Here is a 26,332-nt window from a genome sequence, read left to right as displayed (position 1 = left end):
CTTACCTACCCTTTCTAAGCCACTGCTTTCATATCTGTTTCAACCGTGTCAAATAAGACATTGATTTCTGGAAATAGTCCGTCAACTGTAATGCGCTCACTTCTGCCAAAGGTATCACGGAAGATACATTGACCCATTGTCATACTCTCAAACCACGAAATAGTCTCCGCAGTAACTGGTATCTTCAAGCGAGTTAGAACTTTCTCAGCTTCGGTATCAGAATTAAAAGCAAAAATTGTACCAAAACCAGTGCCGTCATCTTCATCTGCCGTATCATCAACGGATTGTGTAATCAGAACGAGGAAATTATTTTCCGACCGACCAACACGTTTAATGCGTTTAATAATGCCCCGACCAACTGCCGTTGCATTGAAAAACCAAGCCTCATCCATGAAAATAATCGTTTCTTGCTTTCTGTTTTCACTGCCAAATTTATGACAGTAATGTCCCAAAGCGTACATGACAACCAAAGATTTAATCTGACTATCACTCAAATCATCTTTTTCATCAGTAGGCAAATCAAGCCCTGTCACTTCAAGTACAGTAATGCGCCTATCAGTATCAACCGCCTGATTTTGTCCGTCTGAGAAACAAAGCGAGAGAATTGAATTTTGCACCATTTTGACAAGCAGATTAGCAGAAATTCTGACTGCTTTTGTTTTATGCTTTTCTAGGTCTCTAAAGACCGTAAGCATACCCACTTTTTCTCCTTTTTCACGCAAGGCAAGGTGTTTGTCAAGTGAGTCGAGAAAAGCGCTATGAAATTCTTCCTTATTTTTCAACTTGTAAATTTCATTTGTCATTGAAATTGCCAAATCTTTAGCTTCTGCACCTTTAAGGAAAACGAGTGGGTCAAGTGCGCCCCAGTTAGATTTTTTGCTTTTATCTAGTGTGACAAAGTTGATTGACCTAATATAGTCTTGAATTTCAGGATAGATACCCTTTGCTTCATATTCCTTTAACACTCTAAAACATTGATGGCGCATTTCTGCTTTAGGGTCAATATAGAGCGTTTTAGCTTTCAAAAGACTAGAGTATAAAAAGAGATACTTGGTTAGAAAAGATTTTCCATTACCAGTATCGCCAATGATTGCAGTGTGCGGACTACTTGTTACTTTCCCCTCAACACCAAGTTTGTTTGCCTGAAATGGATTCACATAGGCAAAGTTGACACTCGATTCAATCGCCTTTTCAAAATCTCCATACCATGACCCTTTATTGGAATCAATCCGTCCAATATAAAAGCCGACATCTTGACCGACTTTTTGACCTGCAAAAAAGAGATTTTCCACAAAGCCATCAAGCGTTGTAATCTGGATAAAATTCTTGTCGGATTCATCCAAAGTTTCCGTAAATCTATTTTTGTAAAATAGATAAAGTTGGTCTGCACGAGCCTTGACAAGCTCAACACCATTTTTAGCACATGAATCCATGACAATCCGCATTTTTTCAACTAAAGCCTCATAGTTATTATCCGCAAAAGCAAGTGTTTGTAAGTAACCTAGCAATATCTCATCATCATTTGATTTGACAAGCAAATCTTCAACTAAGGCTTTGGAGCGTTCCTTTTTATTTTGGTCAACACCACCTGCCATATCGCCGTCCTCGATTGCTTTATTATGGCGTAACCTTGCACGGTTTGCTTTAGCAGGTACTGAGAAAGTGCCTTTCTTTGATGAGAAGATGCCTTTATTCAATACTGGAATCGGGAAATTAAAACCCTGAATATCTTCCATCAAATGTAGATAGCTGATATTTTCAGGCGTATAAGCAACTGGTAACATTGCCAAGTACGATTTTTCTAAGCCATTGTGTAGGGTTAGAATATTCATATTTTCCCACGTTATCGTTGTATCATCTAAATTTTCAAGCGTATTAGTTGTCGCACTCATTTCAAACGCCCTATCAAAATCAAGCCCTTGTAAATATTGCAAGCCATTGATGAAGATAGTTTCTTGTGAGTTTAAAGGTTTAGCATTTAAAAGACTAAGCCGTTTTTCCAAATCTTTAGCATAATCTTCATAGTCTAAATACCAATCTTCTTGATACGTAACTTTACCGAGCAAAGGTTCAACAATTTTCTTTGAAAGGTAGTTTAAACTCGTTTTAATCATAGCTTTCTTATCAAAAGAAATATGACTTGACTTCAAAGGTACGCTCACATACCAATGATACTCAAAAATTCTATCCACAGATTGTTGCAGTCGTGCGTAAGTTTCATCTAAAATGTACCAAGCTAAGTCTTCCGTATCTTCTGCGAAATCCTGAGATAAGGTTAAGAACATCTCATCTAATTCAACATCAATCGGAATCATAGCCATGTCGAAATTTTTATACGCCTCTATACCTGCTAACGCACTAGCAGTTAATGCTTTAAAATCATCTTTTTCAGCTCTATCAATACTATTGATGATTGCTTTTGGCACTTCAAACATCGCAAAAACATCACCGTTATCTTTCAAAAGCAGATTATCATGAATAGCTGATATACCGCTTTTAAAATTCGTTTTTAAACTCATTTCCCCTCTTTTCTCTTTCATATTCATATAAAATCCCCTTATTCAAAAAGCATTTTTTTCTTTTTCTGCCATAAACAAAATAAAAAACAAGCCAATCTCTGATAAAAATCGGGAAATGTTTGCCGTCAATTTTCTTGTCCGCCAATTTCTGCCCCAACCTATAAGCAACCAGTAAAGCGACCGCAAAAGCCCACCCAGTCGGAATGAACTTTAATAGTCTGTACCAAATTAGCGCCTCAACGAGTAGAATTAAAAAAGCATAGCCTACAAAACTATACTTTATCGGACTTAATAAGGGATAACCAAATATCGTGTGAAACGTATTTTGTTCTTCTAAGGCACGCTTATAGGCGTAGAGGTATTTATCGTTTGTATTTTCTGCCATCATTTAACCTCTTATCAACCGCCTAAAACAGTCTCGAAAGCCTTTTGTAAAAAGCCCATGACTATCTTGGCAATCGTTTTAAAAACATCTGGAAAATAAATGAAACCAATCAAAAGGATATTCCCTCCGACAATCCCTACAATTTTCCCCCAGTCCTGTTTTCCAATGCCCTTAGTCACGATATACCACCCAGAGAAAATAACCGCAACTGGTACAAGTCCTTTTTCTGCTAAATCTTTAAAAACACCATTCATATCTCATTACCTTTATCTTTCTTTGAAGTATCTGCTTTAATGCCATGAATGAGTTCACTCACAAAAAGCATATCTTCTTTTTTAGTTAATTCAAGCGTGAAATTCTCGCTATGAACCATATTAAAATTATCTTCAAAAGTGACCTGAACTTTAGCTGTCAATTTTGTTTCATCTTGATTGAGTTCATAATAAGAATAATCAAGTGATTTGAATTTGTAGCCCGTGATTGCCTTAATACCCTTACTCATGGTTGTTAAGGTATTATCATCACTTGTATAAGCATTAAAAAAGGCTGCCACAAAATGATTAGCTTTCGTCCGCCACGCTTCATCATAAATACTTGTGATGTCATCTAGCTTATTTTGCTTAACCTTGTTTGCCTGTAAACTCTCTGTTTTCGTGACAAAAGGCAGACCGCTCACATAATACTTACCGGATTTTTCGCCAAAAGGAACGTTGAAAATCGTTGAAACATCATGCCAACTGTCAGCTTCATTTGATTTCACACGATAATTCACAGTATACGAGCCAACATTATCTTTGATTTCAAGCAAAGTTGAGTTAATCAATTCATACGCCCCCGCATTTGTTTGCGTATTTTTGATGTCAAGTAAGTCGCCACCATAAAACGGCGCTAGAATATCTTGATTAGATTTATCTAGCCCCTTATTAAAGTACGTTCCGACATAGCTTGATAAGAACAAATTGATTTTATTGTTCGTATAACCCGATTCAGCTTTTTGAACTGCGACAGTTTGAGGGCTAGACTGCTTAAAGTTTCGCATACCATTTGAGAATAAAGAAAAAGCTGATAAAGCGACTAAACCAATCACAGCACTATAAACAATCACATTCGCCTTACGCTGACTATGTTGTTTTGGCAATTTAACAGCCTTTTTATCAACTTTTTGTCTTGTTTTAGCTTGTTTCACTAATCTTTTCTGCGCTTTCCGATAGCGCTTAATTTCCTTTTTACTCATACCTTTATAGTTTTCAGGTGTGCCACGAGCCATATTGTCTAAATCAGATTCGTCAACGATAATGTCATCATCTTCAAATTCATCTTCATCAACTTGTTTCACAGCTTTCTTCTTTGTTTTTTTAGCTGTCTTTTCAGCCGATTTTTTCTTTTTAGGTTTTGGAGGATTGAGATAATCTTCAATCGCTTCAATTTGCCCTTCATCAAGTGACGAACTTGCCGTTTTCGCTTCAAACCCCAACTCTTTAGAAATAGCTAAAGTCTCTTTAGATGTCATATCAAGATTTCTTGCGATTTCATAAATTCTTGTTTTTGTCATTTTCTTCCTCATTTCTCATAAAATCTCATAAAAAAACCACCAATCATCTAAAAAAAAATCATTCCGCTTTTTTTCAACAACGAGTGACTTATCTTCTAAACTATCCACAACCGCATGAGCAACAGATAAATAGTCGCATTGCTCGATTACTTCACGTGTATTTTTATCCATTACTAAAAATGTAGACATTATTTTCCTTTCCATGTCTTACTGTACTTGACTTTCTGTACCATCTGGATTGACAATAATAATGTCATATCCTGCATACTGCGCTTTTAGTGCTTCAATATCAGATGTCAAATCTGGTGTTTCTACGACTGGCTCAGATATTTCTGGTACAACATCATAAGTACCCTCAGGTGCTGTTTCAACAGGTGGGGGCATTGTCGTTGAGGGAGCTTGTGGCGCTGAAACAGGTGGTGCTTTACTTTCAGCAACTACCTGTTTTTCACTAGAACTCTTTTCACTTATAACTGCTTTAGAAGATTCCGAAACTGACTTAAACTCAAATGAGTTAGCATTTTCTTTTTTGATTGTTTCTTCTGAACGATCGCCACCAATTAAAAAATAAGCACCAAACCCAATGATACTTACCGCAACGACAGCTAAAATCGCAAATAAGATTTTTAAAAATTTATTCACGGTACACCTCACTTTCTTTTTTTGACTATTATAAAAAGCCAAGCGACTAGCGCTTGACCTCTTTTTCATTATCTGCCATAAATTTATCATATCGGGTCATATCTGCTTGAGAAATATCAATCCGAAATGCTTCTCCAAATTTCAAATCACGAATTTTCTTTTTGTTTAAAACTTGAAAAATAGACATATCTATCATTTTTAATAACGTTGGACTTAATTCATGCGTTTTGGCGACATAGTAGCCATTTTCTTTACAATAAGAAAAGATTTCTTGAATTTCTCTTTTCTTATCATCTCTTGCCACTTTCTCAATTAAAAGACCTTTCATTGTATTGGTTAAACTATCAATAAAAAATGTCCATGAAATAATCAGAAGTAAAAATAATATCATCAATACCCCATCTAATTCACTTGGATAACTTTCTTTGAAAGCAACAAACTTGAAAAGCAATCCTAAATTTAACATGGTTAAAAGATAGCTAAACACAACACTTGTCGTCAACATTTTCTTATCAAGTGTTAAAGTCAGATTGTCCTTATCTTTGAATTTTAAACAATCAGGTAAATCTTCTATGATTTTATCTTTGTCGTTTCTGCTTACCCAAATCGTATGTCTCTTAATAAAAATAGGTAAATAAACAACTAGAGTATAACAAAGAAATTCAATCATCACATTTTCAAATGGCGTGAGTGTTTGTTTACCTAAGAAAACACACACAATATCTGTAAAAATGAAATGACCTGAATTGAGATAAGACACTACATAACTTAGATAAAAAAGAAATGTGACGGTCACAGTTTGAATCAAGAACACTTTCAAGACAATTCTGCCAAGCGCCTTGTCCCAGAACTTACTGCCAGCCTGATATACTAAATTTAACAAAATTATCATCACTCCTAAATCTATAATACTCACTATTTGCCTCCATTATATCATTCTATTGGGCTTCACACCCCATTTGCACGTTCAGCTAGTCGTGGTTTAGTTGATTAACTATTTCTTGCTTTTATCTTTACCGCCTCTTAGGGCTTTAAAGATAACCTTGTGTTTGATGATTGCAACGATTGCCACAATCAAACCACCAATAACAGTTGCGAGAAGTGCTTTCCCCTCCCCAGTTTTTGGTAGGAAGAGTTTAACAACTGGATTGACTGGCTTAGGTTTCTTGCCATACCATTTATCTTTATCCCCGACAGTCTTACCACTAATTGTACCTTTGGCTGATACTGTCATTTCATCACTATGCAATTCGCCTGCCGTGATAGTTTCAAGCCTACCAGTACCATCAATATAGCCACCGACTGGCAATTCAAGTAGTTTATCGTCAAGTTCAAGTTCGCCATCTTTGTTAGTTGTAAGTGCCTTGCCCTTGTAAGTCCACTTGATACCTTTGACATCATGATGACCGTCAAGCGTTTTATCCGTCAGCTTGATATGAGTTAGACTTTCAGTGCCGTTATTTGTCACACGGAAATTGATAGTTTGGGCTTTGTCGCCTAATTCAACCGCTGTCTGCTCAGTATCAGAATCGCCCTTGCCTAAGTTATCAGGCTTATCAAGATGATTGCCTAAGCCACCCTTAGAGATAGCTTCACTTGATTTCTCGACATCAACTGATGGTTTAGGCTTAAAGCCATGCCACTCATCATCATCTCCAACCTTTTCATTTGATTTGACACCAACACCTGCCACGGTAATCTTATCAGCGTGCGTTTCGCCCTCATCTAGTTTTTCAAGCATACCAGTTGCTTCAAGCGTTTCGCCGACTTTCAGGACAAAGACCTTACCATCAAGATAAAAAATACCAGACTTATCAACCGTGAGCGCTTTGCCTTTGTAAGTCCATTGAATATCTTTCACTTGTTTAGTGCCATCAAGCGTTTTATCAACTGCCGTCAAATTCGTCAAATCGTCTTCGCCATTATTTGTCAACTTGAAGAAAATTTTAGGACTGTCGTTAAGTACCGCAAGCGCTGTTTCTTTAGTGTCATGGTCGTCTTTACCAAGGTTATTAGCCTTGTCTTTGTGATTACCTGCGCCACCTTTAACAATTTCACTATTGGTTTTCTCAATATCAATGGATGGCTTAGGCTTGTGTCCGTGCCACTCGTCATTATCTCCTACTGTTTCTTGAGATTTAATACCGACACCCACAATCTCAACCTTATCAGCGTGCGTTTCCCCACCGATTAATTTTTCAAGCGTGCCAGTTGCTTCAATCGTTTCGCCAACTTTCAGGACAAAGACCTTACCGTCAAGTAAGAAAATGCCAGACTTATCAACCGTAAGCGCCTTGCCTTTGTAAGTCCATTGAATAGCTTTCACTTGTTTTGTACCAGTGATTGTTTTATCAAGAGCTTTCAAGTTCGTTAAATCATCCTCGCCATTATTGGTGGCTTTAAAGAAGATTTTAGTGCTGTCGCCACTAATTTCAAAGGCTGTGGCTTTAGTGTCGTGGTCGCCTAGACTGATATTGTTAGGCTTGTCTTTACCGTTTCCGTTACCACCTTTGGTAATCTCAACATTCGTTTTCTCAATGTCAATGGACGGCTTAGGCTTGTGTCCGTGCCACTCGTCCTCATCTCCAACTTCACGCCTTGATTCCAGACCAAGCGCCACAACCTCCACACTATCCGCATGGTCTTCCCCACCGACTAATTTTTCAAGCGTACCAGTTCCCTCAATCGTTTCGCCAACATCTAAAACAAGGGCTTGACCGTCAAGAAAAAGCACCCCGAACTTATCAGCCGTGAGTGCCTTACCTTTGTACGTGAATTTGATGTCTTTCACTTGTTTAGTGCCTATCGTTGTTTTGTCAATCACTTTGAGATTGGTTAAATCATCTTCGCCGTTGTTGGTAACTTTGAAGAAAATTTGAGTGCTATCCCCAGTGACTTCAAAAGCCGTAGCTTTGGTGTCATGGTCGTGTTCGCCTAGATTATTGACACTATCTTCATAGTTCCCAATACCATTTTTAGTTATCTCGCCGTTGGTTTTCTCAATGTCAATGGATGGCACAGGTGCTTTAGCTTTGTCCGTCAAAGTGATTTTAGACAAACTAAGGAATGGCGAACTATCTGAGATGACACCTGCAAGACTGCCAGTCACGTTGGTGTTTTTGTCAATCTGATTATCCCCTTGACTGAACGTACGCTTAGAGAACGGTTCAGAGCCATCTTCATGGTAGCTTGCGGTAATCGTGATGACATCTGTTTTAGGGTCAGTTGTCATATGGATATAGATTGGCTTGATTGGTTTATAGCCAGCAGGTGTATTAATTTCAGTGATAACATAATCGCCATAGATAAGTACCGCACTAGCGTGACCGTCCTCATCTCCCTTAATTCCTGTTGTCATCGTTTGAGGGTCTGCGATTGTGCCTTTAAGCGGTTTAATCAAGAATTGAATATCATTAAAACCACTTTCAGCCGATTCGCCGACAATTTCAACTAATTTTTGAATTGAGATTTTAGCCTTGATAACCTGTTCAAGCGATTTCGTTTGAGGTGTGATGATGGTTTGTGTGCTATCATCTTTTTTCTTGATTTCAAATGGTATTTCTGAGCTATCTGGTGCATAACCTACTGGCGCATTTAGTTCTTTCCAAACGTATTTAGCGATTGGAAGATTACCAACATAGACATTCAATTTCTTATCATCAACACCTACCACGACATTCTCGCCATGTTTAACCACTTTACCGTTGATAACGGATTGCGTGACTTTTTCGCCTGAAATGAGTTTAGCATTTGGGACATCAGACCATTTCACTGAGTCGCCTTTTTTATGTGAACTAGAACCAGTTAAATCTTCCGCATAGAATAGACCATATTCAGCCGTTTTCAATTCAGCTTTACCTTGAGCTTGTGCGCCAGTTTCTTTGTCAGCTTTAAAAAGTTCATTTTCGCCTTTGATTTCTTGATTAGTCCCTTTCGCTTCATCAAAGACAAACTCAGTTTTGTTGTCTTGCCAAGTCAAGGTTACCCGAACAGGTTTAAAGGTATTCACAAAGCCATTACTTGCCTTAGTTTCTAAGATATCATAGCTACCTAAAGGCAAATCTTTAAAACTGAGTTTCCCTTTTTTATCTGTCTTACCTGTATAGACCTTGCCGTCTGTAACACTTGTGACCTTGAACTCATTGCCCTCTAGTGTATAATTTTCATTCCACATCTCACTACCAGATTCAACACCAGTTTTCGTGATGATAATACCACCTAGAACGGCTTTATTATCCACTTTAACGACTGAAGCAGTCGCACCAGTTTTACCCGCTTCAACCTTGACTGTATAAGTTTGTGGGTTGTAAGTTTGACCTGTACTTGCGGTAACTGAGCTTGCACGTTCTTTGAGTGTATAAGTGGCAGGTGGCAATTTAAGGCTTTCTACTGCGCTACCATTGGCAGGGATAGCAATATCCCCAACATCTTTACCGTCTTTATCGTAAATATCAAAAACGATTGGGTCGAAGTTGTAAAGTTTATTTGGGAGATTATCGCCAAAACCGACAAGGGATTTGTCTAGTTTGAATGTGCCAGTTAAATTGACTTTAAAATGGAGTTTACCAAACAACGCCCAGACAATATCCATGTGGTCGTTAGCACCGTCAAGATAAGTAAAGTCCACTAAAGAACTGTTAAAGCCTTTTAGGACGACATAAGAGTTAGGGGTCAGAAGTGGCGAATCCGTAATAACTGCACCACTTGAATTAGAGCGTAGCCCATTTCCTGAGACTTGAAGTGCCGTGTCAGGGCTGACAATGTAGCCTAGTGCGCCATTAGCCCCAACTTCCGCAAGCTGATTGGCATCCACATCACTCACTTTCATAGCGACAAGCAGTTCATTGTTTGGAATTTCTTGACCGTTATCTGAGCGAACGAGTGTGACAGTTGTAAAGACTTTATTGATATAGCCCACCATTGAGCCATCTCCTATTGCGCCACCTGCATTTCCACCGTTTTCTGTTTGACCGCCACCCGAAGCTGTACCGCCAACTGGTGTAACTGCGCCAAATGTGATTGTCCCACCCTCATTTCGGACACCAAAGATAAGGTCTTGGTTAGTTTGTCCGTCAGCGCCATGTTCAAAGCCATTATGTTTAACTTTTAATGAGACCGAGATATTTTGACCTGTGTTGAGGTCTTTGACTGTACCGACATTATTGACATAAAAAACTTCATTAAGATTTACGTGAATCGCTAAATCGCTATTTTGAAAACCGTCTGACCGTAACGTATAAGCCGCAGCTGTACCAAAACTTGACAGTGCTTGACCGCTATGAAGACTGGTGTTAGATTGCCAGCCGATATTATCCGCAATATATTTCATATTACCTAAATTGACATCTTGTAATAAGCCGTCTACTGTACCTTGAAAACTTGGACTTGCCATGTCATTTGAATTAGCTTTAATGACTGGCTTATTATTGACTGTACCAATTTGTGTACCGTTCACAATACTAGCTGAGACTTGCGTAGGTTGTAAAATACAACTTTCTGTAATACCTACGCCTGTTAGAACTGCCAGAGCAGTTGTGCCATATAGCCATTTTTTCCCTGACTTCCAAGACTTGAAACGAGATTGTTTCTTTTCAATCAACGTTTTTTCCATTTTGTTTTTCTCCATAGAGAAATTCCTCCTATAAAATTTTGATAATAAAAAAAGAAGCCTTGACAGACCTCTCAAACATAGTTTTTCAAGTTTTCACTTAAAAATACCGACAATATTCTTCAAATTCTTCTAAAATACCCCCTCCTGACTTGAAATTGTATTCTGCTAAGAAACAGAAGAACACACAAATTACACCTCCTACCATGAGCAATATTGCCCCTATGAAAAAGAATAGAAATATAGATAGAAGAATAAAAAAAGTGGAATCTGGAAATTCAGCTAGAAAAGGGACAACAGCACCCCAAAATAAAATAACCCCTACTGAAAAAACGATGATACAAAGCGCCAAAGCAATTGAAGACTTTACTATACGAATTATTAATTTCATGACTTACCTTTCTTTTGAAATAAAGCAAAAAAGAGAAGTCCTATTGAACTCCTCTCTTGATATGCTTACTCAATTATTAATCCCACGGCGTTGACCCACCAGCAGGTTTTTCAGGGCTACCGTCAGAATTTATGCCTTGGCTTGCGTTCCACTCGTCACGGTCACGGTCTGCCTGAGTTCGACCGTTATATGCGCCCATACCGCCACCTCCATCTGCTTGTGGTGCAGTGGGAGTGCTTGCCGTTTCTGGCGCATAGTTTTGTTCAGGCTGAGGTTGAGCGTAAGCATAAGGTTCAGTTTGAGCTGGTTGCTCAAATTGTGCCTGTGCTTGAACTTCTTGTTGTGCTTGAGCCTGTGCCTGTTGTTCAGCTTGCGCTTTTTCAGATTCTGCTTTAGCTTTTGCTTCACTTTCCGCTTTTGCCTTGGCTTCTGATTCTGCCTTAGCTTTAGCCTTTTTATCAGCCTCTTCTTTTAGAAGTTTTAATTTAGCCTTATTTTCAGCTATAACTTTAGCTTCCTTATCAGCTTTATCTTGTACTTTCTTTTTAGTCTCAACTTTGTCAGCTTTAGCACTTGCGACATTGTTTTTATGAACTGCCAGACCAGTGCCACCACCGATTAAAAGTAAGGCAATAGCCCCAACTACCACTCGTTGTTTCAATGTTGTTGCTTTGATTTTTTCTATCATAATATTCATTATTTTTATAACTCCTTTTGATTTATTTGTTCTTGTTTGATAATACTATTATCTCATATTTCATAAGGTTTTGCATGGTTATTTTCACATTTTGGTATAACGCTTTTATATACCACTCCCTTAGGGAATGTTATAGTTTTAAACTATATAGCACTATCTTAACGCTTAGCCTCTGTGGTACTTTCAATATAGCCCCATAAAAAAATGGAAATTACTCCTAAAACAAGCGAAACCAAACCGACAGTTGCGGTTACTTTCAAAAAGATAGACGGAAAATCCCATATACTTCCAATAGCCATTAAGATAAGAGAAAACATCTCAACAATACACGATAAAGTGCCTAATAAAATAAATAAATCAGCTTTTGTCAGTTTTTCTTCATTCATTGAATTATCCCCACTAATCTATCACACTTTTCTCTATACCATCTTCCTCAATCACAACATCCGCATTCATAACTTGTAGGCGTTTGCCATCAAGATTGATTTTAATTTGACCTGATTCATCTACCTCAGTACGCACGCTAGTGCCGTAATAACGCTTTAACACTTCCCCTTTTTTGGAGTAAATCGTAATCGTTCGTGATAAGCCAGAGTTATCTGATTGCCAATCTTTGGCTGTATCTTCCCAGAATGTGCAACCAGTTAAAGCAAATAAAGACAAACTAGCTAGACCGATAAATGTTAATTTTTTCAAGTTGAGTTTATTTGTCATTTGTATCCCCCTTTTTTTGTCACAGAAATTTCCACATCAAGCCCAAGTTCATCACCTATATCCGCAAGTCTACACATTGTCTCCGTAAACTCTTTCGATTTTTTCCGCAAATCAAGTACTTCTGCTTTGAATATTTTTAAAGCCTCTAACATATCTTCATAAGTATCAATCAGTTCAATGTCAGGGTTATTTAAATACCACATCATGAACTCTGACAAGTTAAACTCAGTCTTTTCTACCAAATATTGTAACACTTTTTTCATTTATTTTTGTTCTCCTATTCTTACCAATCACTCCAATTGAAAATACCTAGACTTTCCGTCATTTTGTTTGCGACAGACTTTGTGATTGTCAAAGTTTTTTCATAGTGATAAATTTGTTTTTCAGCTTTTGTGATGATTTCTTCTGTTAAAAATTCTCTTTGACGTTCCGTCAAAATTTCGGAACTACTCACATCACGCTTTAAATCCGTTAATTCGTCTTGTACAATACCAAAAGCGCCAGAACCTAATAATTGTATCAACCGTTCAGCCCTAAATTTTATTTTGGCTAATTCTGGTTTATATGACATTCTATACCTCAATTCCTAAGACGACATAACCGTCTTTTTGTTCATAATCTGTGATATAGATTACTTTTGCGACAATGTGGTCTGCTAAATACTCAGGCACTCTATCAATAAGTGATAAACCACCACCTTTTCCATCTGATATAAAATCGGTTACTCTTGCATAACCTACCACGACACCTGTATCTACCCATAAATGCAAAATCAAAGTATCGCCAACTTTAAAACCTCTATCATTTTTTCTGATTTCAAAAGTTTTAATACCATTTTTTACAGCTTCAAAATAATCTGAATGTAACTTTAATCTGTGTATCGCCATTTTTTCTCTTTTCTAAAATAAAAACACGAGCTTTCACACTCGCATTTCTCTAAAATTTATGCTCTTATTTCAAGCGCATAATCATCCGTGACTACTCGTCCAATACCAAGTTTGCCATTATGTGCATTTTCTAAAATATGCTCGGGTACTTCTCCCCATAGAATGATTACCCTCAGTTTTCCAACAGGTTTTCTTTCATATCTTAGTCGCATAATCCTACCGACTTTCATTGTTTCTACATTCTTATGTCAATTTTAAAATCTTCTGTCTCTACCCGCCCAATGCCATATGTGCCATTTTCTGCATTTTCTAAAACCCACTCAGGTACTTCTCCCCATAGAATGATTACCCTTAGTTTTCCTCTCATCATATTACCTACTTTATCTTTCTAAAATTATTCAAATTCTGAATGACCGTAATAATCTTCCTCACTAATTCTTTTTACCGAAATTAACATAGTTTCAGGAAATTTACCTCTGTAAGCGTATCTGTCATTCAACACATCCCACAAAGTCGCTCTATCAGGAATTTCAAACAATTCCATAACTTCAAGACGAGTAACTCCGTTCACTTTATCAACTACATCTACTTTAAAATAGTCCATATTCTACCGACTTTCTTTGTTTTAATATTAATTTTTGCATTCCTCAATTACCCACGTTTGTTTTAGAGTTTAGATATTATTATTTTCTTTTTTGACATCTACACTTAAAAGACCCAATAATTCTAGCGCTTCATCAGTGCTTTTCTTAACGAAATTGAAATATGACCCTGCTTTCACAAGGTTCGCAATCAAACCATTAACTTTTTTAGCCGTTTCTTCTAAAAGTTCTGGCGAGACACCCGAATCCTCAAACTCGAGCAATGCTTTACCTTTTCCTTTTAATTGACCGCTTGCGACAGAAAAACCATTTGTACCACTTGTTAAGTCAGCAGTAACACCAACTAAACCTTGTAATTCTTTAATTTTCTCAAATAAAACTTCTTTTTCAGTATCCATAATGTGTCCTCATTTCTCTATTTTTATCTAAAACAAACACCCCATGCCCTTATCTTTTATTTATAACTCATAGTTTCAGCCTCCTTAAGCAACTTATTGATTTGTTCAAGGCATTTATTCGTATCTTTTAAAATAGACCAATACTTGATTTCAAATTCTTTATAGCGCCAATGCCATCTCATATAGTGATGGCGTGATAGAACATCAATTTGTAATCTGTATAGTTCGCCAGTAGAACTTGCCCAAAATGCGATATTTTTTTGTCGTTCCCTGATGGCAAATGAACGCAATTCTTTTTGATGTTTTTTTAAAGTATTTTCAATATGACGTTTTTCTTGAATAGCTTGCCAATCAACCTGAGTGGTTTGCTTGCCATTCTGCCCAACTTGAATTTTTGGTGTTTTTAACATAGCTATGTGTCGCATTATAACCGAGCGCATTAAGTAATTGACGACCGTCTTTACTTTGGATTGCCTCAGAAATAAACTCCTGTTCTTGATGTATGCCAACGTTTAATTTGATTTCCTCCCAGTCCTCATCAGTCAGTTCATACTCTTTTATTGTGTTTTCAAGCCACTTATCGCCCTTGATATTATCTGTTTCTAGTTGAATTCTAAGCCTACGTACTAGCTGTTTTTTTATCCAATTTTTCGTACTTTCCTCAGTCACATTTCTTGGTTTTGTCAAGAATTTGTATTTTCTACAACTCCCCCACAATCTTATCCACTCTAAATCATACCCACCGTCCTCATCAAGTACCATGACAAGAGAGTAAATAACATCTTTTGCCATGCGTGTGATGTCCGAATCTCTTTCAATGAAAGCTAACATGAATTGATTGGCTTTATCGTCAGATAAGCGGATTTCATAACGATTTTTGTAGCGATTTTCATTGTGAATTTGAACTAAGTCCAAACCTGTTTTAGTACTCTGTTCCTTGTCTTTTTCGTAACAACAAAGATAACACGGAGAAGTACGTGAGGCGATATAAATTGTTAAACCCTTTGAAGTAGGAATCCCCCTCAATCGGATAAAATCTTCATGTATCTCAAATTTTCTTGAATCAGACTTTATCAAGCCTTTTTCAAACTTATCACGCAAAGTATGCAAATCATAATTATAATCTTCACTGTATAGTTCATCTAAAGCTATATCAAAACGAGTGACTTTCAAGAAGTTTTCAAACGGGTCAATGCCATTTGTTTGTTTTTTAGAAAATAAAATCGCATCCATAAAAAAATCTTCCCATGTCCGACCTTGCTTTAATAAAACAAATTCAAACTCCCGACAGCCTTGACCTGAAATTTCAAACATTGTCCCCATATCAATATCGTCAATATGATGGAATATTTTCATGTGTCCGTATTGTTGCCTTAAAGGATAGTTATAACCACCCTTTTCTTCCTCATGAAATTTATTGAGGTCTATTTTTAGAACTTGCTCAATCACGCTATCGTATCTCAAAGTTTTAAACCGCAATCTCAACCAGTCAATACTCGAAACAATTTCAGCTTGACTAATACCTTCGTAAAAAATTTTTATTTTTTCTTTGTACTCATCAGTCAATTTCTTTTTGCCCAACTCAACTTGGCTCACAAAACTTTTCGTTTTACCAATGGCTTTAGCAATATCAAGTTGTGTTAGGTTTCTGTCAAGCCTGTATTCCTTTAGATTCATTGTGATTTCCTTTCGTTAATTTTTGGTTTACTTCTGCGAACCCTTATAAAATCTAGCCTTAGAGAACGAGTTTACTTCCTATACCCCCTATTAGTAGGAGGGGTACAGGGCAGTCTCCAAGCGCTAAAGCGCTTGTTAGTCTAAGGCTGTTTTCTTATCTCAACAGCCCTACACTTCCCCTGTGCTTAACGCCCTTTGCGTGGCGGGCGTTCGCTAGCGCTCACACCCTTGTTCCCACGCAAATTGCTACACATTGTCGTTTCAGTCTGATGAGATAAGAAAACAGCCAAAGACTAATCTTCGACTGCGGTATATACTTCATCTAATATTTTAGATACAGCACCTCTATAAGATAAACTTTCTTGTTCTTTCAAACTAATAACTTTTTCAAATATAGCAAAATCACTATCTTTGAACTGTTCGCCAAATTCATAATCAGTACCTTTGAACTCCGTTAAAATTGTTCGAAGTGTCCGAGCGCTAAGTTTTAACTCAGAGGCAAACTCTTTCTGATTATAATATTTAATTGGTGTATCATTGTTTTCAAGCTCCAGTCTAGGCAACTTTTCATAAGAATCCCAAAACGTAAACGACTTACTAGATGGCATTTGAGGCGATAAGAATTGTCGAGGTGTTTCGCCGTTATTGGCAAAATAACCCATACCATAAACACGCCTTCCGTCAACTTTCTTGATATATTTGAATTTTTTGTTAGAATCAGGAAATAGAATATTGTAAGTCGTATCAGATAGTCTACCTACTGTAATACGGCACATGACATTATCCCTAATTGTCGTTGGCAAATCGTCATTTTTAACATTTTGCGTTGCAATAATAAAGAAAATACCTGCTTGTCTACCTTTTAACGTAATTTGTTTAAAGGCAGATAAGACATCAATTTCACTAATTTCAGGGCGTTCTTTTGCACCAAATTTATAGCCTAATTCATCAGCCAATGCACTCATCAAAGAGGGAAACTCATCAATCATAATAAAATACGGTTTCAAGCCATAAGTGTAAAATGATTCAAGTTGTTTTTCGCCTTTTTCCTTAGATTTCTTTCGCATATAGGCGTAGCGTTTATCCATGAATTTATTAACACGAATTAAATGTTTACCCATTTCAATCGTTTCATAATATATCCTATCTTTTAATACAGGAAGGTTATTTAAAGAAACAAAATCAGCTTGTTTAGGGTCTAAAATATCGACTATACCAATCTTTAGTAAGCCAACAAGAATAGATCGCATGAGTACTGTTTTCCCTCCGCCAGTCCCACCTGCAATTAGTAGATGAGGGTTGGAAATGAAATCCCAGACAATGTCTTTCATTAACATCAAACCGTTTTTAACATCCGCAACCACTTCATTACTTTTATAAACGTTTTGAAGTAAACCACTTGTAAAAACATAAGTGACAGAATCACTTTCGTCAATGATTTCAACCATATCTAAGCCAAAAGAAATTTCTAAGTCGCCAGCAATTTTTAACAACCTTTGTTGGAATCTATTACCTCTTAGAATGAACGTGACATAGTAAAATCTATCCTTGTAGGAAAAATGAGTTTTGGTGTATTTTTTCTTAACTCCCGCATCTTTTCCTTTGCCACGTATTTCTCGGACGAAATTATTTTCTTCCAGATAAAAACGCAAAATACGCCTATATTTCAAAACACGGAAAAATGAAAAATACTCTAGGGCATTAAAGACAACATAAACACCTAAAGCATATATCGCCAAAGAAATACCAAAGAATAGCCAAACAGCTAAACTTTGAAATAGCCTTGTTTTGAAAAAGAAAAAAGACCAAAAAATAAGGTAAGGCATTGATATCAAAAACGTTTCAAGCGGAAGCGTTGCTTTATCTTTATTACCAATTTTCAAACCACGAAACCTAAAAATTCTTTTTAGAAATTCCATAGTCTACCTCTTATTTTTTATCGCTTTTAGGTTTAGGTTCTGATTGAATTGTTGTGTTAGCAGTTACTTTCACAACATCATCAACAGCTACATGGAAAACAAATTTTTTCTCCAAACGATAGCCTACTGTATTGACAGTATAAGTGGGATTGATGAGTTTCAATTCTTCCTCAAATCCAAACTGTGTCTCATCAAAATCAATTGGAAGTTTGATGTCCATGAAATCATCTAGTTTTTCAGAATAGGCAATCAAAGATTTACCTTCAACCTCATGTTTGTTTCGAGGTGTCCAACGAACAAAACCTTGTGTCCGTGCCAAGCGATTATGACGTTCCTCTTCATCACGTGAATGTACGACACCATCTTCATCAATGTACTCGAAAACTTCCTGCACATCAATTTTTGAGAAAAACAGTTTACCATAGACTTCATCTTGTGACACAGAAAAGCGAGACGGTTTACCGTCTTTAAATGTCTCAATACCATATTTTGCCATGTTTATTTACCTCCTTTAATCTTAATGCTATCAACACGTAATGCCAGTTGTACCTTATCCTCGCCATTTTCAGGATAGATATAGGTATCAAAGACAGGATTGATTAGCTCGACTTCTGTTTTACCTGCTTTTTTAGCCTTGTTAAAGTCAGATTTTGGAGGTGTATTCATATCATGTGTCAAGACAATAAAATTAGACTGACCGTCTCCATCTGCTTTAAAAACAATATGTTCAAGCATATCCCTTGTTTCAGCAACCACCACATAATTAGGCGATACTTTAACAACACCATTTTTTACCAGTTCATCTAATTTGACTGGTGCGCTTTCTAATTGAGCCATTCGGCACTCCTTATAAATAATATTTACAGATAACAAGCACATTCATCTAGTATGATGTTCATTGACCTTCTAGGTTTATCTTATAATCAAAAAATCAAACAGGCTGATTTAGTATCGCCCTTGTTGGAAGTACAACTATTTTGATTATGACAACTTCAACAACTTATAAAAAAACCGCCCTTAGACAATTTTCATGACAATATAGCAATCTATCCGCAAACAGATTAGCTTGTTCAAGTAGTTTTATGACTTACTTGGGTCAATATGATATAATCAGTGATATAAAACTACCATTATGACGGAGATTTACAAATGCCCCTATTCTATCCAGAAGAAATGAATCCGAAATCTGAAATAGATTTTCTTTTCCACAACTTAACTTTTAGTAAACAAAAAAAACTCATAAAAATCGCTCAACAACTAGGCAAACAAGATTTAATTATCCTAGATGAAGAACGGAAAATATGGTTAGCGAATGAAATTAAACGCTACACCCTCAAAAATAGCGATAAAATATTTGAAGTAGGGATAGAATCAGTTGCTAATGATTTATATCGGCAAATTATTAATCTTTCGTCTGGAGCATTTGAATGAGCTTCTCTTGAAGAACGCTCATTTTTTGTTTTGCTTCTTCAAAAATTTGAAAATATTCTTGTGTGAGCTTTCCTAATTCCGAATCTGTAAAATCAAAATCCTCTTTTCCGAATCCTTTTGAGTTTTCTATCCTACCTTCAAAATACCGTATCCGAGAAAATGTTTCATCTAGTAAATAAAGTTTCTTTTCTTTTGTTGTCTTTTCCATAATGTTTTCCTTATCGTTTAGTAATTTTTATCCGCAAACAGATGTTTGAATCAGTTTAAAGACTTGTTCGGATCACGATTTTGTTAAATCACATAATCCTTAACCATATCAGCATAGCGTTTCTTAATTCTATAAGGGACATAAAAACCTGTATTAAAATCACAGTCCCGATAGTTCCAGATTTGATGTAAAGTACGTTTTCTTAATTGAATTAAGGCACGCTCATTCATCATGTGAACACTACATTGGTAACAAAAATTTGAAAATAATTGTGCATAATTCTGCTCAACTTCATCTAAATAAGTACAGTCATTTTGCATACAAGCTCAAGACCTCATCAACATATTCTTTCAAGTGATTGATAACCCATTCTTCATCCATGTATTTTTTTGAATTAAAATGCAAAGTATCAAACCCAAAAACATCATCATTACGATAAGTCCAACCGCCATGGATATTGCCTTGGGGAATATCCCAATAACTTATATCTTGAAATTCAGGAATTTTAATATAACCATTACATGTACCATGTTCTTCTAAGTCTTCAAGTGGTAATACAGGTCGTGTTGATAATTCATAACCCTTATAAATACATCTCATCTATTTATCCTCCTTGCACAAGCAACGCCAAATAATATCAGCAATGAAGTGCCATTCTTCGTTAGTTTCTTCTTTTTGTTTCCAAACATCTAAAAGTTTTTCTTTTATATCCTCAACTGTCATTGCTTTCAATTGGAACACATCAAATTCTACTTCTATTTGTTTTGATCTTTTTTTAGTTGTTATCATTATTCTTATCTTCTTTCTATACGCCACCTCCTCGGTATTGTTTAATATACTCCTATATGACCGACAGGACTTGAACCTGCACAAAAACTAAATTTTTGAACCAAAAACGCATTTTGCGTATTATTTTAGTTTTGTCCTACCATTAGACGACAGCCATAAAAAAACACCAACCTTTCATTAAGTTGATGTTCTATCTTTAATATTCTATTTCATCTCACAAAGTAGACCTTGAGAGATGTTTTTTTATTTCTTGTTTCAAATAAGTAATTTCATCTATCATGCGATTAATTTTTTCACTATTTAGTTGATTAACCTCTTTTTGGAACTCTAAGAAACATTCTGTTTTTTCAGGATTTACAAATAGATTAACCCATCCTTCATCAAATACACCATATGTACCATCTGAAAGTTTACCATATACTTCATAACAATTTGTAATCAGTTGTAATTCATTGTTCAAAAAGATACCATAATGATGAAATTTATTATATACATCTTCATCTAAAAAGATAAATGACTTTAAGAAAATTTCATTAAATTCAGCATTTAGCTTGCGTAATTTTTCAAAATGTGCCATCACTAAATCCATTTTCGGTATTGGTTCTGCATTAGCTAATCTCTTTAAATGAATTTGAACATTTCCTAATTCACTATGAACAAGCGAAAAAACAGAATAAAGTTCTAATAAGACATCAGCACGTTTATCCACTAAAACATCAGACATTTTTTGTCTACGACCTAATAAATAATTCAACATAGGGACAACGATTACTAAAATCAAAGTTATTATTTGAATTGCCAACATAATCTTTACCATTCTTTTTTCCTCCATTATATCATAAGAGCATTATGTTTTCTCTCTCTACCAAATGCCTTAGTATCGCCAAAACAAGCACGTAAGGCGAACTCTTGAGAAAAATTAATTTTGTTCGAGTGCGTTTTAATTGTTTCAAAACCTAATTCTTTTGCCTTTTCAAGTAAGATTTTGTTTGAGATATTGATTTCTTTTGATAATTCATTGATTCGTTTTTTCATTTTTTGATTTCTCCTTTTCCTCTTTTTCAAACTCTTCTTTAAACTGAACAAGAACCTCTATCTCTCTTTGTAATTTTTTAGGTATTGACTGAGATAAATCACGAATTTCTTTTTCAGTTTTGATAATTTCTTCGGTAATTCCTCGCTTTAAAAGAATAAGTTTTTCTTGCAATTTTATCCGTTTAACTTCAAGACCCGAAAGCTTTTCTTGCCTTTTAAAAATCATATTATCTAAATAAAAACTTTTATGTTGTAATTCTTCTTTAGTATATTGTAAGACCCAATTACCACCCTTTGATTTTGACTCTTTTTTTAGTTTCATCTACTTCTCTCCTCGCACTTCAACAAATTAAAAAGACTAGATTTCTCTAATCAAACTATACTATTCAATTCCTGTAGTAATCTATAAGATTTCTTACTGTCAAAACACCATTTATAAACCAAAAAAGACATGCGATATTAGCTTCAGCAACAAAGCATGCCATTCCTGCCCCCAACTGAGCAACTAAAAGTGACCAATATAATCTTCTTATGTCTGTCTTATTCATCTATTTTCTTCCTATTTTTCAAACAAAAAAACGACTAGATTTCTCTAATCGCTCATTTTCTATATTTCATCTTCTCTAAACAACACACAAATCAGATTTTTCTTCTTACGTTGATAATTTACAAGTTATTCAGCCACTCGCTCATAAGGACTGAGCCAAAGTAATGAGCTTTGACTTTCTTATGCGTATCTAAGACGAGGACGAGCATGGTAGCTCTCAACTTTCACATGACATTCAGTATTTTATCTCTATTCATTAGAAATTCTACAAGTACTGTCTTATGCTACTCGTACAGGTTGCTTCGGTTATAGCCTGATTTCTCAGGTTTCACGACACAGGTCTTACTTGAATGTTGGCAGTGTTTGATTGGTTTGATTCCTCTTGCCAATTACTGCTGTCTTCTATACCACACCGTGGCTGTCTATTATCGACCCCCAAAGTCCCTTGCTTTACTTTCAATTATCATTGCTACACACTTAACTTGCCTAGCTTTTACTAGGTGCTTTCTATCTCACGATAGACTTTTCTGACCTTATCAGCAATATCTCACTGACAAAACCATCAAGGTTTATACCATGTGCAGTCAGCACGAAGTCACTCGTGTTTACACTGACTTAATTTATGGGCTGTTTAGAAAAGATGAAACGAGATAATTTTTTTCAATTTATCTCGTTTATCCAATCTTCTTTTTCGGAAAAAACTCTCTCAATTTCAATTACTTTATCATAATTGACATAAAAGTAAATGTACTTATAATGAACTTTCTTCCTGTAATTTGTTCCTGCAATTCTAGGACTACCCTCAGGACTTACAGAAATAATATCTACAGCTTTTAACAATTCATTCCTAAACTTTCTCAATGCTTGTGGATATTCTCTTAAAAAATGTTCAAGTCGTGCCACATCATCTGAGGCTTCATCTGTAAAAACAACATCTTTCAAATCAAGCCCAACCTAACTTTTCTTTCAAGTCAGCTACTGTATGAGTTTTTCCACCATTTCGTTGACGAAATGAAGATTTTTCCATTTCCTGAAAAAATTTCACTTGTGCTTGCAGATTTTTATTTTCTTTTTGTAGCTCATCATATTCACTTTTAGTCAAGATGACAACATCTTCATCATGCTCAATAAATTTTGGATTCATCATGTTCAGTACCTCCTGTTTATCTTATTATACTACCTTTAACATCTTTCAGCAACCAGCAGGAGTTACACCTGCTTTACGACACTCTCGGTCACATAAAGATGGACTTGATTAAACAAGTCCAACGAGAAACAAAAGACACAAACGGTTTGTTTGATTAGTCTTTCGGACAAGTAAGAATTAGGACTTCCTACTTGAATAATCGCTTGCAGGCGATTCACTATTTTAGTCAATAACGGAACTACCCGATTACAGAGCAATATCTGCTCTAAAGTGTCCATAAAACAAAACGAGTAAGGAAAAATTTTACAGGCAGTTTACAACAGACGAATTTTGTCTATTGTGTCATTAATTTTATATAACGACATACCACAAATTATGTTATAATTTATTCATCAATAAAGGAGAATTTCGAATGTTGCCTGAACGCTTGAAAACGCTACGTTTAAAAATCGGACTTACACAAAAAGAAATTTCAAAAAAACTAAACGTTTCTCAATCAACTTATTCAGATTGGGAAAAAGGAAAAATGAAACCTAAAAACCTTCAACAAATTGCTGATTTTTTTGATGTCAGTATAAATTACCTTTCAGGTCAAACAGATTATATAGACCGAATCTCTCAATCTATTATTCAAAATTTATATGAACAACTCTCTCCAAATAAGCAAAAAGAACTTATTTTAATAGCTCAACGTCTCTTTGAAGAAGATGATATTGAACAATAAATCACATTTCACATTTCATCTATTTTAAGCGAATAAATTAAATCTTTTTGAAGTTTTTTTAATTTACGGTCGGAAGTATATAGTATATCAAAATAACGTTTTATGAGTTTAGATAATTCCGGGTCTGAAGTTATATAAAAACCATCCCTACGTACATTACATCGGTCTGCTTCTTTATCCAAAAGTTCATTCAGCATTTGAGAAACCTTGCCTAAGACATAAAGTATTTTTTCATTATTTTCATTAATGCGTTTTTCCATTTTCTATTTTCCTAACTTTATTTTTTTCAGTAAATAAAAAAATAACTCATTTCTAAGTTAGCTATTTATCTACTCTAAACCACTTATAAAGGAAAAAGCAGTCAGCACGAAGTCACTCGTGTTTACACTGACTTAATTTATGGGCTGTTTAGAAAAGATGAAACGACTAGATTTCTCTAATCGCTCTCATGTACTCTATCTAAATCTCGTTCCAAATCTCGAATCATTCTATAAATATCTTCCACCCATTGTGGAATATCTACTTTCACGTGCTTCACTAATGTCTCTAAAGCAAGTGTGCCATACTCATGATAAATATCGTGCCTAGATTGTTTCATATCATGTAATGGATATTTGCCACGATACTTGATGTAACTACCATAAGATAATTTATCTTTATCTAACTGTTCCCCAAATTGACCGACCATTAAGGCAACGCTATCTAAAAACATTTCTTGTTCTAAACTATCATCTTCTAAATCAATAAGTGTAAATTTTCTTTTCACTTCGTCAGCATAGAATATCATTGTTTTTAGATATAAAATATCTTCTTCAAGTTCACTATGTCTTCTCAAACTAATGCCACTCTTTCCTTTTCAAAATTTTGTTTTACTTCTAAAAGTCTTGGTAATCTTGATTTTTTCATGCTATCTATTGAGATAATGGACACAGGAAGCTGTAAACTAATCTCAATATTTTTCTTAAATTCATCAAACACAACATAAAACTCTAACGTATTTTTATCAGTTGCGTAAACCAAATCAATATCTGATTTCTCATCAGCTTCGCCACGAGCATACGAACCAAAAAGATAAACTTCTTTCAAACCATATTTTTCTGCAATCGGTTTAACCTTTGCTTTGATTTCTTCAATCGTTAAAATTGACATTAGCTTATCCTCCTGATTTTTTTCTTTACCTAATTATACCATATTTTACACCTCTCGATTCAATTTTATCTGCTCTAAACCACTTATAAGGGCTAAGGGAAGATTTTACAAGACCCACATCTTATAAGCAGTTTACAACAGACAAATCCTGTCCATTGCATTTTTATTTGATAATAGCTCAATCCGCAAACCAAGCTATTCTATATTTAAAAAAGCCATCAATCCACAAACCGATAGCTTTTCTTATTCATTTACTTCGTAAATATACGACACAAGAGGAAAAGTAAGAATTGTGGCTCATATCATCGCCTACTGCACTCTTGTGAAGTTTCGAGGGGAATTTTTAACATAAAGTTGTTTGTGATATAATTTGTAATTGAATACACACGCCTTTTAGTCAGCAATGAATCGCCTCACATCTTATGCCTTACTCCACCTCTTCGCCCAATGATAAAACATTGAACTTAACTATTGTGCTGTCACTGTGCAGTCCACCGTAGCTATTTAATTATACTGTGTTTTCACAGTCTCTTTTTCATACCCTATTGCACTAAATGGCAACATTTGATATAATAGAGTTACGAAGCTACTATCATATCATTGTACGAATCAGATATTTTGTATTTGATTTTCAATGAACAAAGTTTTTCAATCCGTTTTGTTTCTTTAAGTCTTATTTTTGTGTTCAATCATGAACTTTGGACTTTTGGAAACTAGATTGTAATTCTTGATTCAATCGCTTGTTATTTCTACTAATCTAATCCTCAAACTAGATTTTGTAAAAGTAGCAGGCTTTTGTTTCAAGAACGAGGTAAACATTTGTTTACTCCTTAATGATACACAAATGTTTACAGCATGTCAAGCGTTTTTATCAAAAAAATCAAAATTATTTTTCGGAGGAAAATATCATGTTAGCTGAAAGACTGAAATCACTGCGTTTAGAACATAAATTGACACAAAAAGAAATCGCTGAAAAACTCGGTGTTTCTAAAATGACTTATTCTTATTGGGAAAATGGTCAACGAAATCCTAAAAACGTACAACAACTTGCAGACTTTTTCAACGTTTCTACTGATTACCTTTTAGGTAAAACAGACATTAAAAATCAAAAGAAACTTGATGATGACTTAGAAAAATCACTTGATACATTCAGGTCATTTGACGGTAAACCTATGACTGATTCAGACCGTGAAACAATAAGAGAAGTTTTGAAAAGACGACAAAAAGAACGAGAGCAGAAAGCAAACAAATAATATGCTCAAAAAAATTACTAGAAAAATAACAGAACTAGGAATAGATATTGAGTATTGT

General features: G+C 35.4%; 40 protein-coding genes. 4 read left to right on the top strand and 36 right to left on the bottom strand.

Translation table 11 applies throughout. The features are described from left to right. Positions 1-14 precede the first annotated feature (14 nt). The 8 genes from ACYQ21_RS03965 to ACYQ21_RS03930 all read right to left on the bottom strand — a co-directional run bounded on the left by ACYQ21_RS03965 (position 15) and on the right by ACYQ21_RS03930 (position 10,724). Positions 15-2,519, bottom strand: a complete 2,505-nt coding sequence (locus ACYQ21_RS03965) for an ATP-binding protein (RefSeq protein ID WP_460055412.1) — start codon at positions 2,517-2,519, stop codon at positions 15-17. After that, positions 2,497-2,904, bottom strand: a complete 408-nt coding sequence (locus ACYQ21_RS03960) for a TcpE family conjugal transfer membrane protein (RefSeq protein ID WP_460055409.1) — start codon at positions 2,902-2,904, stop codon at positions 2,497-2,499. The genes ACYQ21_RS03965 and ACYQ21_RS03960 overlap by 23 nt, the downstream gene beginning before the upstream one ends. 14 nt (positions 2,905-2,918) lie before the next feature. Beyond that, positions 2,919-3,158, bottom strand: coding sequence for a TcpD family membrane protein (locus ACYQ21_RS03955; RefSeq protein ID WP_460055407.1), 240 nt, complete (start codon positions 3,156-3,158; stop codon positions 2,919-2,921). Then, a complete protein-coding gene (locus tag ACYQ21_RS03950; protein ID WP_460055405.1) occupies positions 3,155-4,456 on the bottom strand; it encodes a translation initiation factor IF-2 N-terminal domain-containing protein in 1,302 nt (433 codons plus the stop codon). The genes ACYQ21_RS03955 and ACYQ21_RS03950 overlap by 4 nt, the downstream gene beginning before the upstream one ends. Before the next feature lie 15 nt (positions 4,457-4,471). Further along, a complete protein-coding gene (locus ACYQ21_RS03945; RefSeq protein ID WP_460055403.1) occupies positions 4,472-4,645 on the bottom strand; it encodes a hypothetical protein in 174 nt (57 codons plus the stop codon). 18 nt (positions 4,646-4,663) lie between these two features. After that, positions 4,664-5,098 (bottom strand): hypothetical protein, encoded by a 435-nt coding sequence (locus ACYQ21_RS03940; RefSeq protein ID WP_460055400.1) that lies wholly within the window; start codon positions 5,096-5,098, stop codon positions 4,664-4,666. Positions 5,099-5,144: 46 nt separating this feature from the next. Continuing rightward, positions 5,145-5,981, bottom strand: coding sequence for a hypothetical protein (locus tag ACYQ21_RS03935; protein ID WP_460055398.1), 837 nt, complete (start codon positions 5,979-5,981; stop codon positions 5,145-5,147). 111 nt (positions 5,982-6,092) lie between these two features. Continuing rightward, positions 6,093-10,724 (bottom strand): MSCRAMM family protein, encoded by a 4,632-nt coding sequence (locus ACYQ21_RS03930; protein WP_460055396.1) that lies wholly within the window; start codon positions 10,722-10,724, stop codon positions 6,093-6,095. Between the two features lie 206 nt (positions 10,725-10,930). Between ACYQ21_RS03930 and ACYQ21_RS03925 the strand changes: the two genes are divergently transcribed. Continuing rightward, entirely contained in the window at positions 10,931-11,191 is a 261-nt protein-coding gene (locus ACYQ21_RS03925; RefSeq protein ID WP_460055393.1) for a hypothetical protein, read from the top strand. Here ACYQ21_RS03925 and ACYQ21_RS03920 read toward each other — a convergent pair. The 15 genes from ACYQ21_RS03920 to ACYQ21_RS03850 all read right to left on the bottom strand — a co-directional run bounded on the left by ACYQ21_RS03920 (position 11,174) and on the right by ACYQ21_RS03850 (position 18,828). Continuing rightward, positions 11,174-11,794 carry a hypothetical protein gene (locus ACYQ21_RS03920; protein WP_460055391.1) on the bottom strand — a complete coding sequence of 207 codons (621 nt, stop codon included), beginning with the start codon at positions 11,792-11,794 and terminating at the stop codon, positions 11,174-11,176. The genes ACYQ21_RS03925 and ACYQ21_RS03920 overlap by 18 nt on opposite strands. A 158-nt stretch (positions 11,795-11,952) precedes the next feature. Beyond that, complete coding sequence (locus ACYQ21_RS03915; protein WP_460055388.1) at positions 11,953-12,180, bottom strand: hypothetical protein; 228 nt, start codon at positions 12,178-12,180, stop codon at positions 11,953-11,955. Positions 12,181-12,193: 13 nt separating this feature from the next. Then, the gene (locus ACYQ21_RS03910) at positions 12,194-12,508 is read right to left on the bottom strand and encodes a hypothetical protein (protein WP_460055385.1); all 315 of its coding nucleotides are present in this window, start codon (positions 12,506-12,508) and stop codon (positions 12,194-12,196) included. Beyond that, positions 12,505-12,771, bottom strand: coding sequence for a hypothetical protein (locus ACYQ21_RS03905; RefSeq protein WP_460055384.1), 267 nt, complete (start codon positions 12,769-12,771; stop codon positions 12,505-12,507). The genes ACYQ21_RS03910 and ACYQ21_RS03905 overlap by 4 nt, the downstream gene beginning before the upstream one ends. Positions 12,772-12,791: 20 nt before the next feature. Then, positions 12,792-13,079 (bottom strand): hypothetical protein, encoded by a 288-nt coding sequence (locus ACYQ21_RS03900; protein ID WP_460055382.1) that lies wholly within the window; start codon positions 13,077-13,079, stop codon positions 12,792-12,794. A 1-nt stretch (position 13,080) separates the two neighbouring features. Then, a complete protein-coding gene (locus ACYQ21_RS03895) occupies positions 13,081-13,395 on the bottom strand; it encodes a DUF3850 domain-containing protein (protein ID WP_460055381.1) in 315 nt (104 codons plus the stop codon). A 56-nt stretch (positions 13,396-13,451) separates the two neighbouring features. Further along, on the bottom strand, positions 13,452-13,607 hold the full coding sequence (locus ACYQ21_RS03890) for a hypothetical protein (RefSeq protein WP_460055379.1): 156 nt from the start codon (positions 13,605-13,607) through the stop codon (positions 13,452-13,454). Between the two features lie 23 nt (positions 13,608-13,630). Continuing rightward, a complete protein-coding gene (locus ACYQ21_RS03885) occupies positions 13,631-13,765 on the bottom strand; it encodes a hypothetical protein (RefSeq protein WP_460055377.1) in 135 nt (44 codons plus the stop codon). Between the two features lie 24 nt (positions 13,766-13,789). Next, positions 13,790-13,999 carry a hypothetical protein gene (locus tag ACYQ21_RS03880; RefSeq protein WP_460055376.1) on the bottom strand — a complete coding sequence of 70 codons (210 nt, stop codon included), beginning with the start codon at positions 13,997-13,999 and terminating at the stop codon, positions 13,790-13,792. Positions 14,000-14,068: 69 nt separating this feature from the next. Then, on the bottom strand, positions 14,069-14,395 hold the full coding sequence (locus ACYQ21_RS03875; RefSeq protein WP_460055374.1) for a hypothetical protein: 327 nt from the start codon (positions 14,393-14,395) through the stop codon (positions 14,069-14,071). A 56-nt stretch (positions 14,396-14,451) separates the two neighbouring features. After that, a complete protein-coding gene (locus ACYQ21_RS03870; RefSeq protein WP_460055372.1) occupies positions 14,452-14,805 on the bottom strand; it encodes a hypothetical protein in 354 nt (117 codons plus the stop codon). After that, positions 14,747-16,072, bottom strand: coding sequence for a replication initiation factor domain-containing protein (locus ACYQ21_RS03865; RefSeq protein ID WP_460055369.1), 1,326 nt, complete (start codon positions 16,070-16,072; stop codon positions 14,747-14,749). The genes ACYQ21_RS03870 and ACYQ21_RS03865 overlap by 59 nt, the downstream gene beginning before the upstream one ends. Positions 16,073-16,365: 293 nt before the next feature. Continuing rightward, positions 16,366-17,991 carry an FtsK/SpoIIIE domain-containing protein gene (locus ACYQ21_RS03860; protein ID WP_460055366.1) on the bottom strand — a complete coding sequence of 542 codons (1,626 nt, stop codon included), beginning with the start codon at positions 17,989-17,991 and terminating at the stop codon, positions 16,366-16,368. 10 nt (positions 17,992-18,001) lie between these two features. Then, positions 18,002-18,487, bottom strand: coding sequence for a hypothetical protein (locus ACYQ21_RS03855; protein ID WP_460055364.1), 486 nt, complete (start codon positions 18,485-18,487; stop codon positions 18,002-18,004). Between the two features lie 2 nt (positions 18,488-18,489). Beyond that, the gene (locus ACYQ21_RS03850; protein WP_460055362.1) at positions 18,490-18,828 is read right to left on the bottom strand and encodes a hypothetical protein; all 339 of its coding nucleotides are present in this window, start codon (positions 18,826-18,828) and stop codon (positions 18,490-18,492) included. 312 nt (positions 18,829-19,140) lie between these two features. Between ACYQ21_RS03850 and ACYQ21_RS03845 the strand changes: the two genes are divergently transcribed. Next, entirely contained in the window at positions 19,141-19,422 is a 282-nt protein-coding gene (locus ACYQ21_RS03845) for a hypothetical protein (RefSeq protein WP_460055360.1), read from the top strand. Here ACYQ21_RS03845 and ACYQ21_RS03840 read toward each other — a convergent pair. The 10 genes from ACYQ21_RS03840 to ACYQ21_RS03795 form a co-directional block, all read right to left on the bottom strand. Beyond that, complete coding sequence (locus ACYQ21_RS03840; protein WP_460055357.1) at positions 19,394-19,630, bottom strand: hypothetical protein; 237 nt, start codon at positions 19,628-19,630, stop codon at positions 19,394-19,396. The genes ACYQ21_RS03845 and ACYQ21_RS03840 overlap by 29 nt on opposite strands. Positions 19,631-19,713: 83 nt before the next feature. Continuing rightward, a complete protein-coding gene (locus ACYQ21_RS03835) occupies positions 19,714-19,950 on the bottom strand; it encodes a hypothetical protein (protein ID WP_460055355.1) in 237 nt (78 codons plus the stop codon). Beyond that, a complete protein-coding gene (locus ACYQ21_RS03830; RefSeq protein WP_460055353.1) occupies positions 19,940-20,230 on the bottom strand; it encodes a hypothetical protein in 291 nt (96 codons plus the stop codon). Before ACYQ21_RS03830 ends, ACYQ21_RS03835 begins: the two co-directional genes overlap by 11 nt. Beyond that, a complete protein-coding gene (locus ACYQ21_RS03825; RefSeq protein WP_460055352.1) occupies positions 20,231-20,419 on the bottom strand; it encodes a hypothetical protein in 189 nt (62 codons plus the stop codon). 214 nt (positions 20,420-20,633) lie between these two features. After that, a complete protein-coding gene (locus ACYQ21_RS03820; RefSeq protein ID WP_460055349.1) occupies positions 20,634-21,236 on the bottom strand; it encodes a hypothetical protein in 603 nt (200 codons plus the stop codon). 14 nt (positions 21,237-21,250) lie between these two features. Continuing rightward, on the bottom strand, positions 21,251-21,454 hold the full coding sequence (locus tag ACYQ21_RS03815; RefSeq protein WP_460055347.1) for a translation initiation factor IF-2 N-terminal domain-containing protein: 204 nt from the start codon (positions 21,452-21,454) through the stop codon (positions 21,251-21,253). After that, complete coding sequence (locus tag ACYQ21_RS03810; RefSeq protein WP_460055345.1) at positions 21,435-21,776, bottom strand: hypothetical protein; 342 nt, start codon at positions 21,774-21,776, stop codon at positions 21,435-21,437. Before ACYQ21_RS03810 ends, ACYQ21_RS03815 begins: the two co-directional genes overlap by 20 nt. A 64-nt stretch (positions 21,777-21,840) precedes the next feature. Continuing rightward, a complete protein-coding gene (locus ACYQ21_RS03805; RefSeq protein ID WP_460055342.1) occupies positions 21,841-22,002 on the bottom strand; it encodes a hypothetical protein in 162 nt (53 codons plus the stop codon). Between the two features lie 659 nt (positions 22,003-22,661). Further along, positions 22,662-22,943, bottom strand: a complete 282-nt coding sequence (locus ACYQ21_RS03800) for a type II toxin-antitoxin system RelE/ParE family toxin (RefSeq protein ID WP_460055340.1) — start codon at positions 22,941-22,943, stop codon at positions 22,662-22,664. 1 nt (position 22,944) lies between these two features. Further along, positions 22,945-23,148 carry a hypothetical protein gene (locus ACYQ21_RS03795; protein ID WP_460055338.1) on the bottom strand — a complete coding sequence of 68 codons (204 nt, stop codon included), beginning with the start codon at positions 23,146-23,148 and terminating at the stop codon, positions 22,945-22,947. 412 nt (positions 23,149-23,560) lie between these two features. Here ACYQ21_RS03795 and ACYQ21_RS03790 point away from each other — a divergent pair, with 412 nt between their 5' ends. Further along, a complete protein-coding gene (locus ACYQ21_RS03790; RefSeq protein WP_460055335.1) occupies positions 23,561-23,872 on the top strand; it encodes a helix-turn-helix domain-containing protein in 312 nt (103 codons plus the stop codon). A gap of 8 nt (positions 23,873-23,880) precedes the next feature. Here ACYQ21_RS03790 and ACYQ21_RS03785 read toward each other — a convergent pair whose 3' ends face one another. From ACYQ21_RS03785 to ACYQ21_RS03775, 3 genes are all read right to left on the bottom strand, one after another. After that, positions 23,881-24,132 carry a hypothetical protein gene (locus ACYQ21_RS03785; protein WP_460055333.1) on the bottom strand — a complete coding sequence of 84 codons (252 nt, stop codon included), beginning with the start codon at positions 24,130-24,132 and terminating at the stop codon, positions 23,881-23,883. 176 nt (positions 24,133-24,308) lie between these two features. Beyond that, complete coding sequence (locus tag ACYQ21_RS03780) at positions 24,309-24,707, bottom strand: ribonuclease HepT family protein (protein WP_460055330.1); 399 nt, start codon at positions 24,705-24,707, stop codon at positions 24,309-24,311. After that, positions 24,704-25,021 carry a nucleotidyltransferase family protein gene (locus ACYQ21_RS03775; RefSeq protein ID WP_460055327.1) on the bottom strand — a complete coding sequence of 106 codons (318 nt, stop codon included), beginning with the start codon at positions 25,019-25,021 and terminating at the stop codon, positions 24,704-24,706. Before ACYQ21_RS03775 ends, ACYQ21_RS03780 begins: the two co-directional genes overlap by 4 nt. Positions 25,022-25,929: 908 nt before the next feature. Here ACYQ21_RS03775 and ACYQ21_RS03770 point away from each other — a divergent pair. Continuing rightward, positions 25,930-26,274, top strand: a complete 345-nt coding sequence (locus ACYQ21_RS03770) for a helix-turn-helix domain-containing protein (protein ID WP_460055324.1) — start codon at positions 25,930-25,932, stop codon at positions 26,272-26,274. Positions 26,275-26,332 lie beyond the last annotated feature (58 nt).

It is taken from the genome of Pseudolactococcus yaeyamensis (genome assembly GCF_054658615.1).
The sequence above is the reverse complement of the archived record's forward strand: the minus strand, read 5'-3'. Positions and strand labels throughout refer to the sequence as shown.

What these genes read in the sequence shown, in the direction of transcription:
- ACYQ21_RS03930 (WP_460055396.1), bottom strand. Translation starts at nt 10,724, where the DNA reads ATGGAGAAAAACAAAATGGAAAAAACGTTGATTGAAAAGAAACAATCT.
- ACYQ21_RS03945 (WP_460055403.1), bottom strand. Translation starts at nt 4,645, where the DNA reads ATGTCTACATTTTTAGTAATGGATAAAAATACACGTGAAGTAATCGAG.
- ACYQ21_RS03870 (WP_460055372.1), bottom strand. Translation starts at nt 14,805, where the DNA reads ATGTTAAAAACACCAAAAATTCAAGTTGGGCAGAATGGCAAGCAAACC.
- ACYQ21_RS03775 (WP_460055327.1), bottom strand. Translation starts at nt 25,021, where the DNA reads ATGTCAATTTTAACGATTGAAGAAATCAAAGCAAAGGTTAAACCGATT.
- ACYQ21_RS03955 (WP_460055407.1), bottom strand. Translation starts at nt 3,158, where the DNA reads ATGAATGGTGTTTTTAAAGATTTAGCAGAAAAAGGACTTGTACCAGTT.
- ACYQ21_RS03900 (WP_460055382.1), bottom strand. Translation starts at nt 13,079, where the DNA reads ATGTCATATAAACCAGAATTAGCCAAAATAAAATTTAGGGCTGAACGG.
- ACYQ21_RS03875 (WP_460055374.1), bottom strand. Translation starts at nt 14,395, where the DNA reads ATGGATACTGAAAAAGAAGTTTTATTTGAGAAAATTAAAGAATTACAA.
- ACYQ21_RS03880 (WP_460055376.1), bottom strand. Translation starts at nt 13,999, where the DNA reads ATGGACTATTTTAAAGTAGATGTAGTTGATAAAGTGAACGGAGTTACT.
- ACYQ21_RS03865 (WP_460055369.1), bottom strand. Translation starts at nt 16,072, where the DNA reads ATGAATCTAAAGGAATACAGGCTTGACAGAAACCTAACACAACTTGAT.
- ACYQ21_RS03785 (WP_460055333.1), bottom strand. Translation starts at nt 24,132, where the DNA reads ATGGAAAAACGCATTAATGAAAATAATGAAAAAATACTTTATGTCTTA.
- ACYQ21_RS03915 (WP_460055388.1), bottom strand. Translation starts at nt 12,180, where the DNA reads ATGAATGAAGAAAAACTGACAAAAGCTGATTTATTTATTTTATTAGGC.
- ACYQ21_RS03925 (WP_460055393.1), top strand. Translation starts at nt 10,931, where the DNA reads ATGAAAAAGAATAGAAATATAGATAGAAGAATAAAAAAAGTGGAATCT.
- ACYQ21_RS03860 (WP_460055366.1), bottom strand. Translation starts at nt 17,991, where the DNA reads ATGGAATTTCTAAAAAGAATTTTTAGGTTTCGTGGTTTGAAAATTGGT.
- ACYQ21_RS03840 (WP_460055357.1), bottom strand. Translation starts at nt 19,630, where the DNA reads ATGGAAAAGACAACAAAAGAAAAGAAACTTTATTTACTAGATGAAACA.
- ACYQ21_RS03905 (WP_460055384.1), bottom strand. Translation starts at nt 12,771, where the DNA reads ATGAAAAAAGTGTTACAATATTTGGTAGAAAAGACTGAGTTTAACTTG.
- ACYQ21_RS03895 (WP_460055381.1), bottom strand. Translation starts at nt 13,395, where the DNA reads ATGGCGATACACAGATTAAAGTTACATTCAGATTATTTTGAAGCTGTA.
- ACYQ21_RS03790 (WP_460055335.1), top strand. Translation starts at nt 23,561, where the DNA reads ATGTTGCCTGAACGCTTGAAAACGCTACGTTTAAAAATCGGACTTACA.
- ACYQ21_RS03950 (WP_460055405.1), bottom strand. Translation starts at nt 4,456, where the DNA reads ATGACAAAAACAAGAATTTATGAAATCGCAAGAAATCTTGATATGACA.
- ACYQ21_RS03920 (WP_460055391.1), bottom strand. Translation starts at nt 11,794, where the DNA reads ATGAATATTATGATAGAAAAAATCAAAGCAACAACATTGAAACAACGA.
- ACYQ21_RS03835 (WP_460055355.1), bottom strand. Translation starts at nt 19,950, where the DNA reads ATGCAAAATGACTGTACTTATTTAGATGAAGTTGAGCAGAATTATGCA.
- ACYQ21_RS03805 (WP_460055342.1), bottom strand. Translation starts at nt 22,002, where the DNA reads ATGAATAAGACAGACATAAGAAGATTATATTGGTCACTTTTAGTTGCT.
- ACYQ21_RS03795 (WP_460055338.1), bottom strand. Translation starts at nt 23,148, where the DNA reads ATGATGAATCCAAAATTTATTGAGCATGATGAAGATGTTGTCATCTTG.
- ACYQ21_RS03850 (WP_460055362.1), bottom strand. Translation starts at nt 18,828, where the DNA reads ATGGCTCAATTAGAAAGCGCACCAGTCAAATTAGATGAACTGGTAAAA.
- ACYQ21_RS03890 (WP_460055379.1), bottom strand. Translation starts at nt 13,607, where the DNA reads ATGCGACTAAGATATGAAAGAAAACCTGTTGGAAAACTGAGGGTAATC.
- ACYQ21_RS03815 (WP_460055347.1), bottom strand. Translation starts at nt 21,454, where the DNA reads ATGAAAAAACGAATCAATGAATTATCAAAAGAAATCAATATCTCAAAC.
- ACYQ21_RS03885 (WP_460055377.1), bottom strand. Translation starts at nt 13,765, where the DNA reads ATGATGAGAGGAAAACTAAGGGTAATCATTCTATGGGGAGAAGTACCT.
- ACYQ21_RS03910 (WP_460055385.1), bottom strand. Translation starts at nt 12,508, where the DNA reads ATGACAAATAAACTCAACTTGAAAAAATTAACATTTATCGGTCTAGCT.
- ACYQ21_RS03770 (WP_460055324.1), top strand. Translation starts at nt 25,930, where the DNA reads ATGTTAGCTGAAAGACTGAAATCACTGCGTTTAGAACATAAATTGACA.
- ACYQ21_RS03830 (WP_460055353.1), bottom strand. Translation starts at nt 20,230, where the DNA reads ATGAGATGTATTTATAAGGGTTATGAATTATCAACACGACCTGTATTA.
- ACYQ21_RS03820 (WP_460055349.1), bottom strand. Translation starts at nt 21,236, where the DNA reads ATGGTAAAGATTATGTTGGCAATTCAAATAATAACTTTGATTTTAGTA.
- ACYQ21_RS03845 (WP_460055360.1), top strand. Translation starts at nt 19,141, where the DNA reads ATGCCCCTATTCTATCCAGAAGAAATGAATCCGAAATCTGAAATAGAT.
- ACYQ21_RS03825 (WP_460055352.1), bottom strand. Translation starts at nt 20,419, where the DNA reads ATGATAACAACTAAAAAAAGATCAAAACAAATAGAAGTAGAATTTGAT.
- ACYQ21_RS03855 (WP_460055364.1), bottom strand. Translation starts at nt 18,487, where the DNA reads ATGGCAAAATATGGTATTGAGACATTTAAAGACGGTAAACCGTCTCGC.
- ACYQ21_RS03810 (WP_460055345.1), bottom strand. Translation starts at nt 21,776, where the DNA reads ATGAAACTAAAAAAAGAGTCAAAATCAAAGGGTGGTAATTGGGTCTTA.
- ACYQ21_RS03960 (WP_460055409.1), bottom strand. Translation starts at nt 2,904, where the DNA reads ATGGCAGAAAATACAAACGATAAATACCTCTACGCCTATAAGCGTGCC.
- ACYQ21_RS03965 (WP_460055412.1), bottom strand. Translation starts at nt 2,519, where the DNA reads ATGAGTTTAAAAACGAATTTTAAAAGCGGTATATCAGCTATTCATGAT.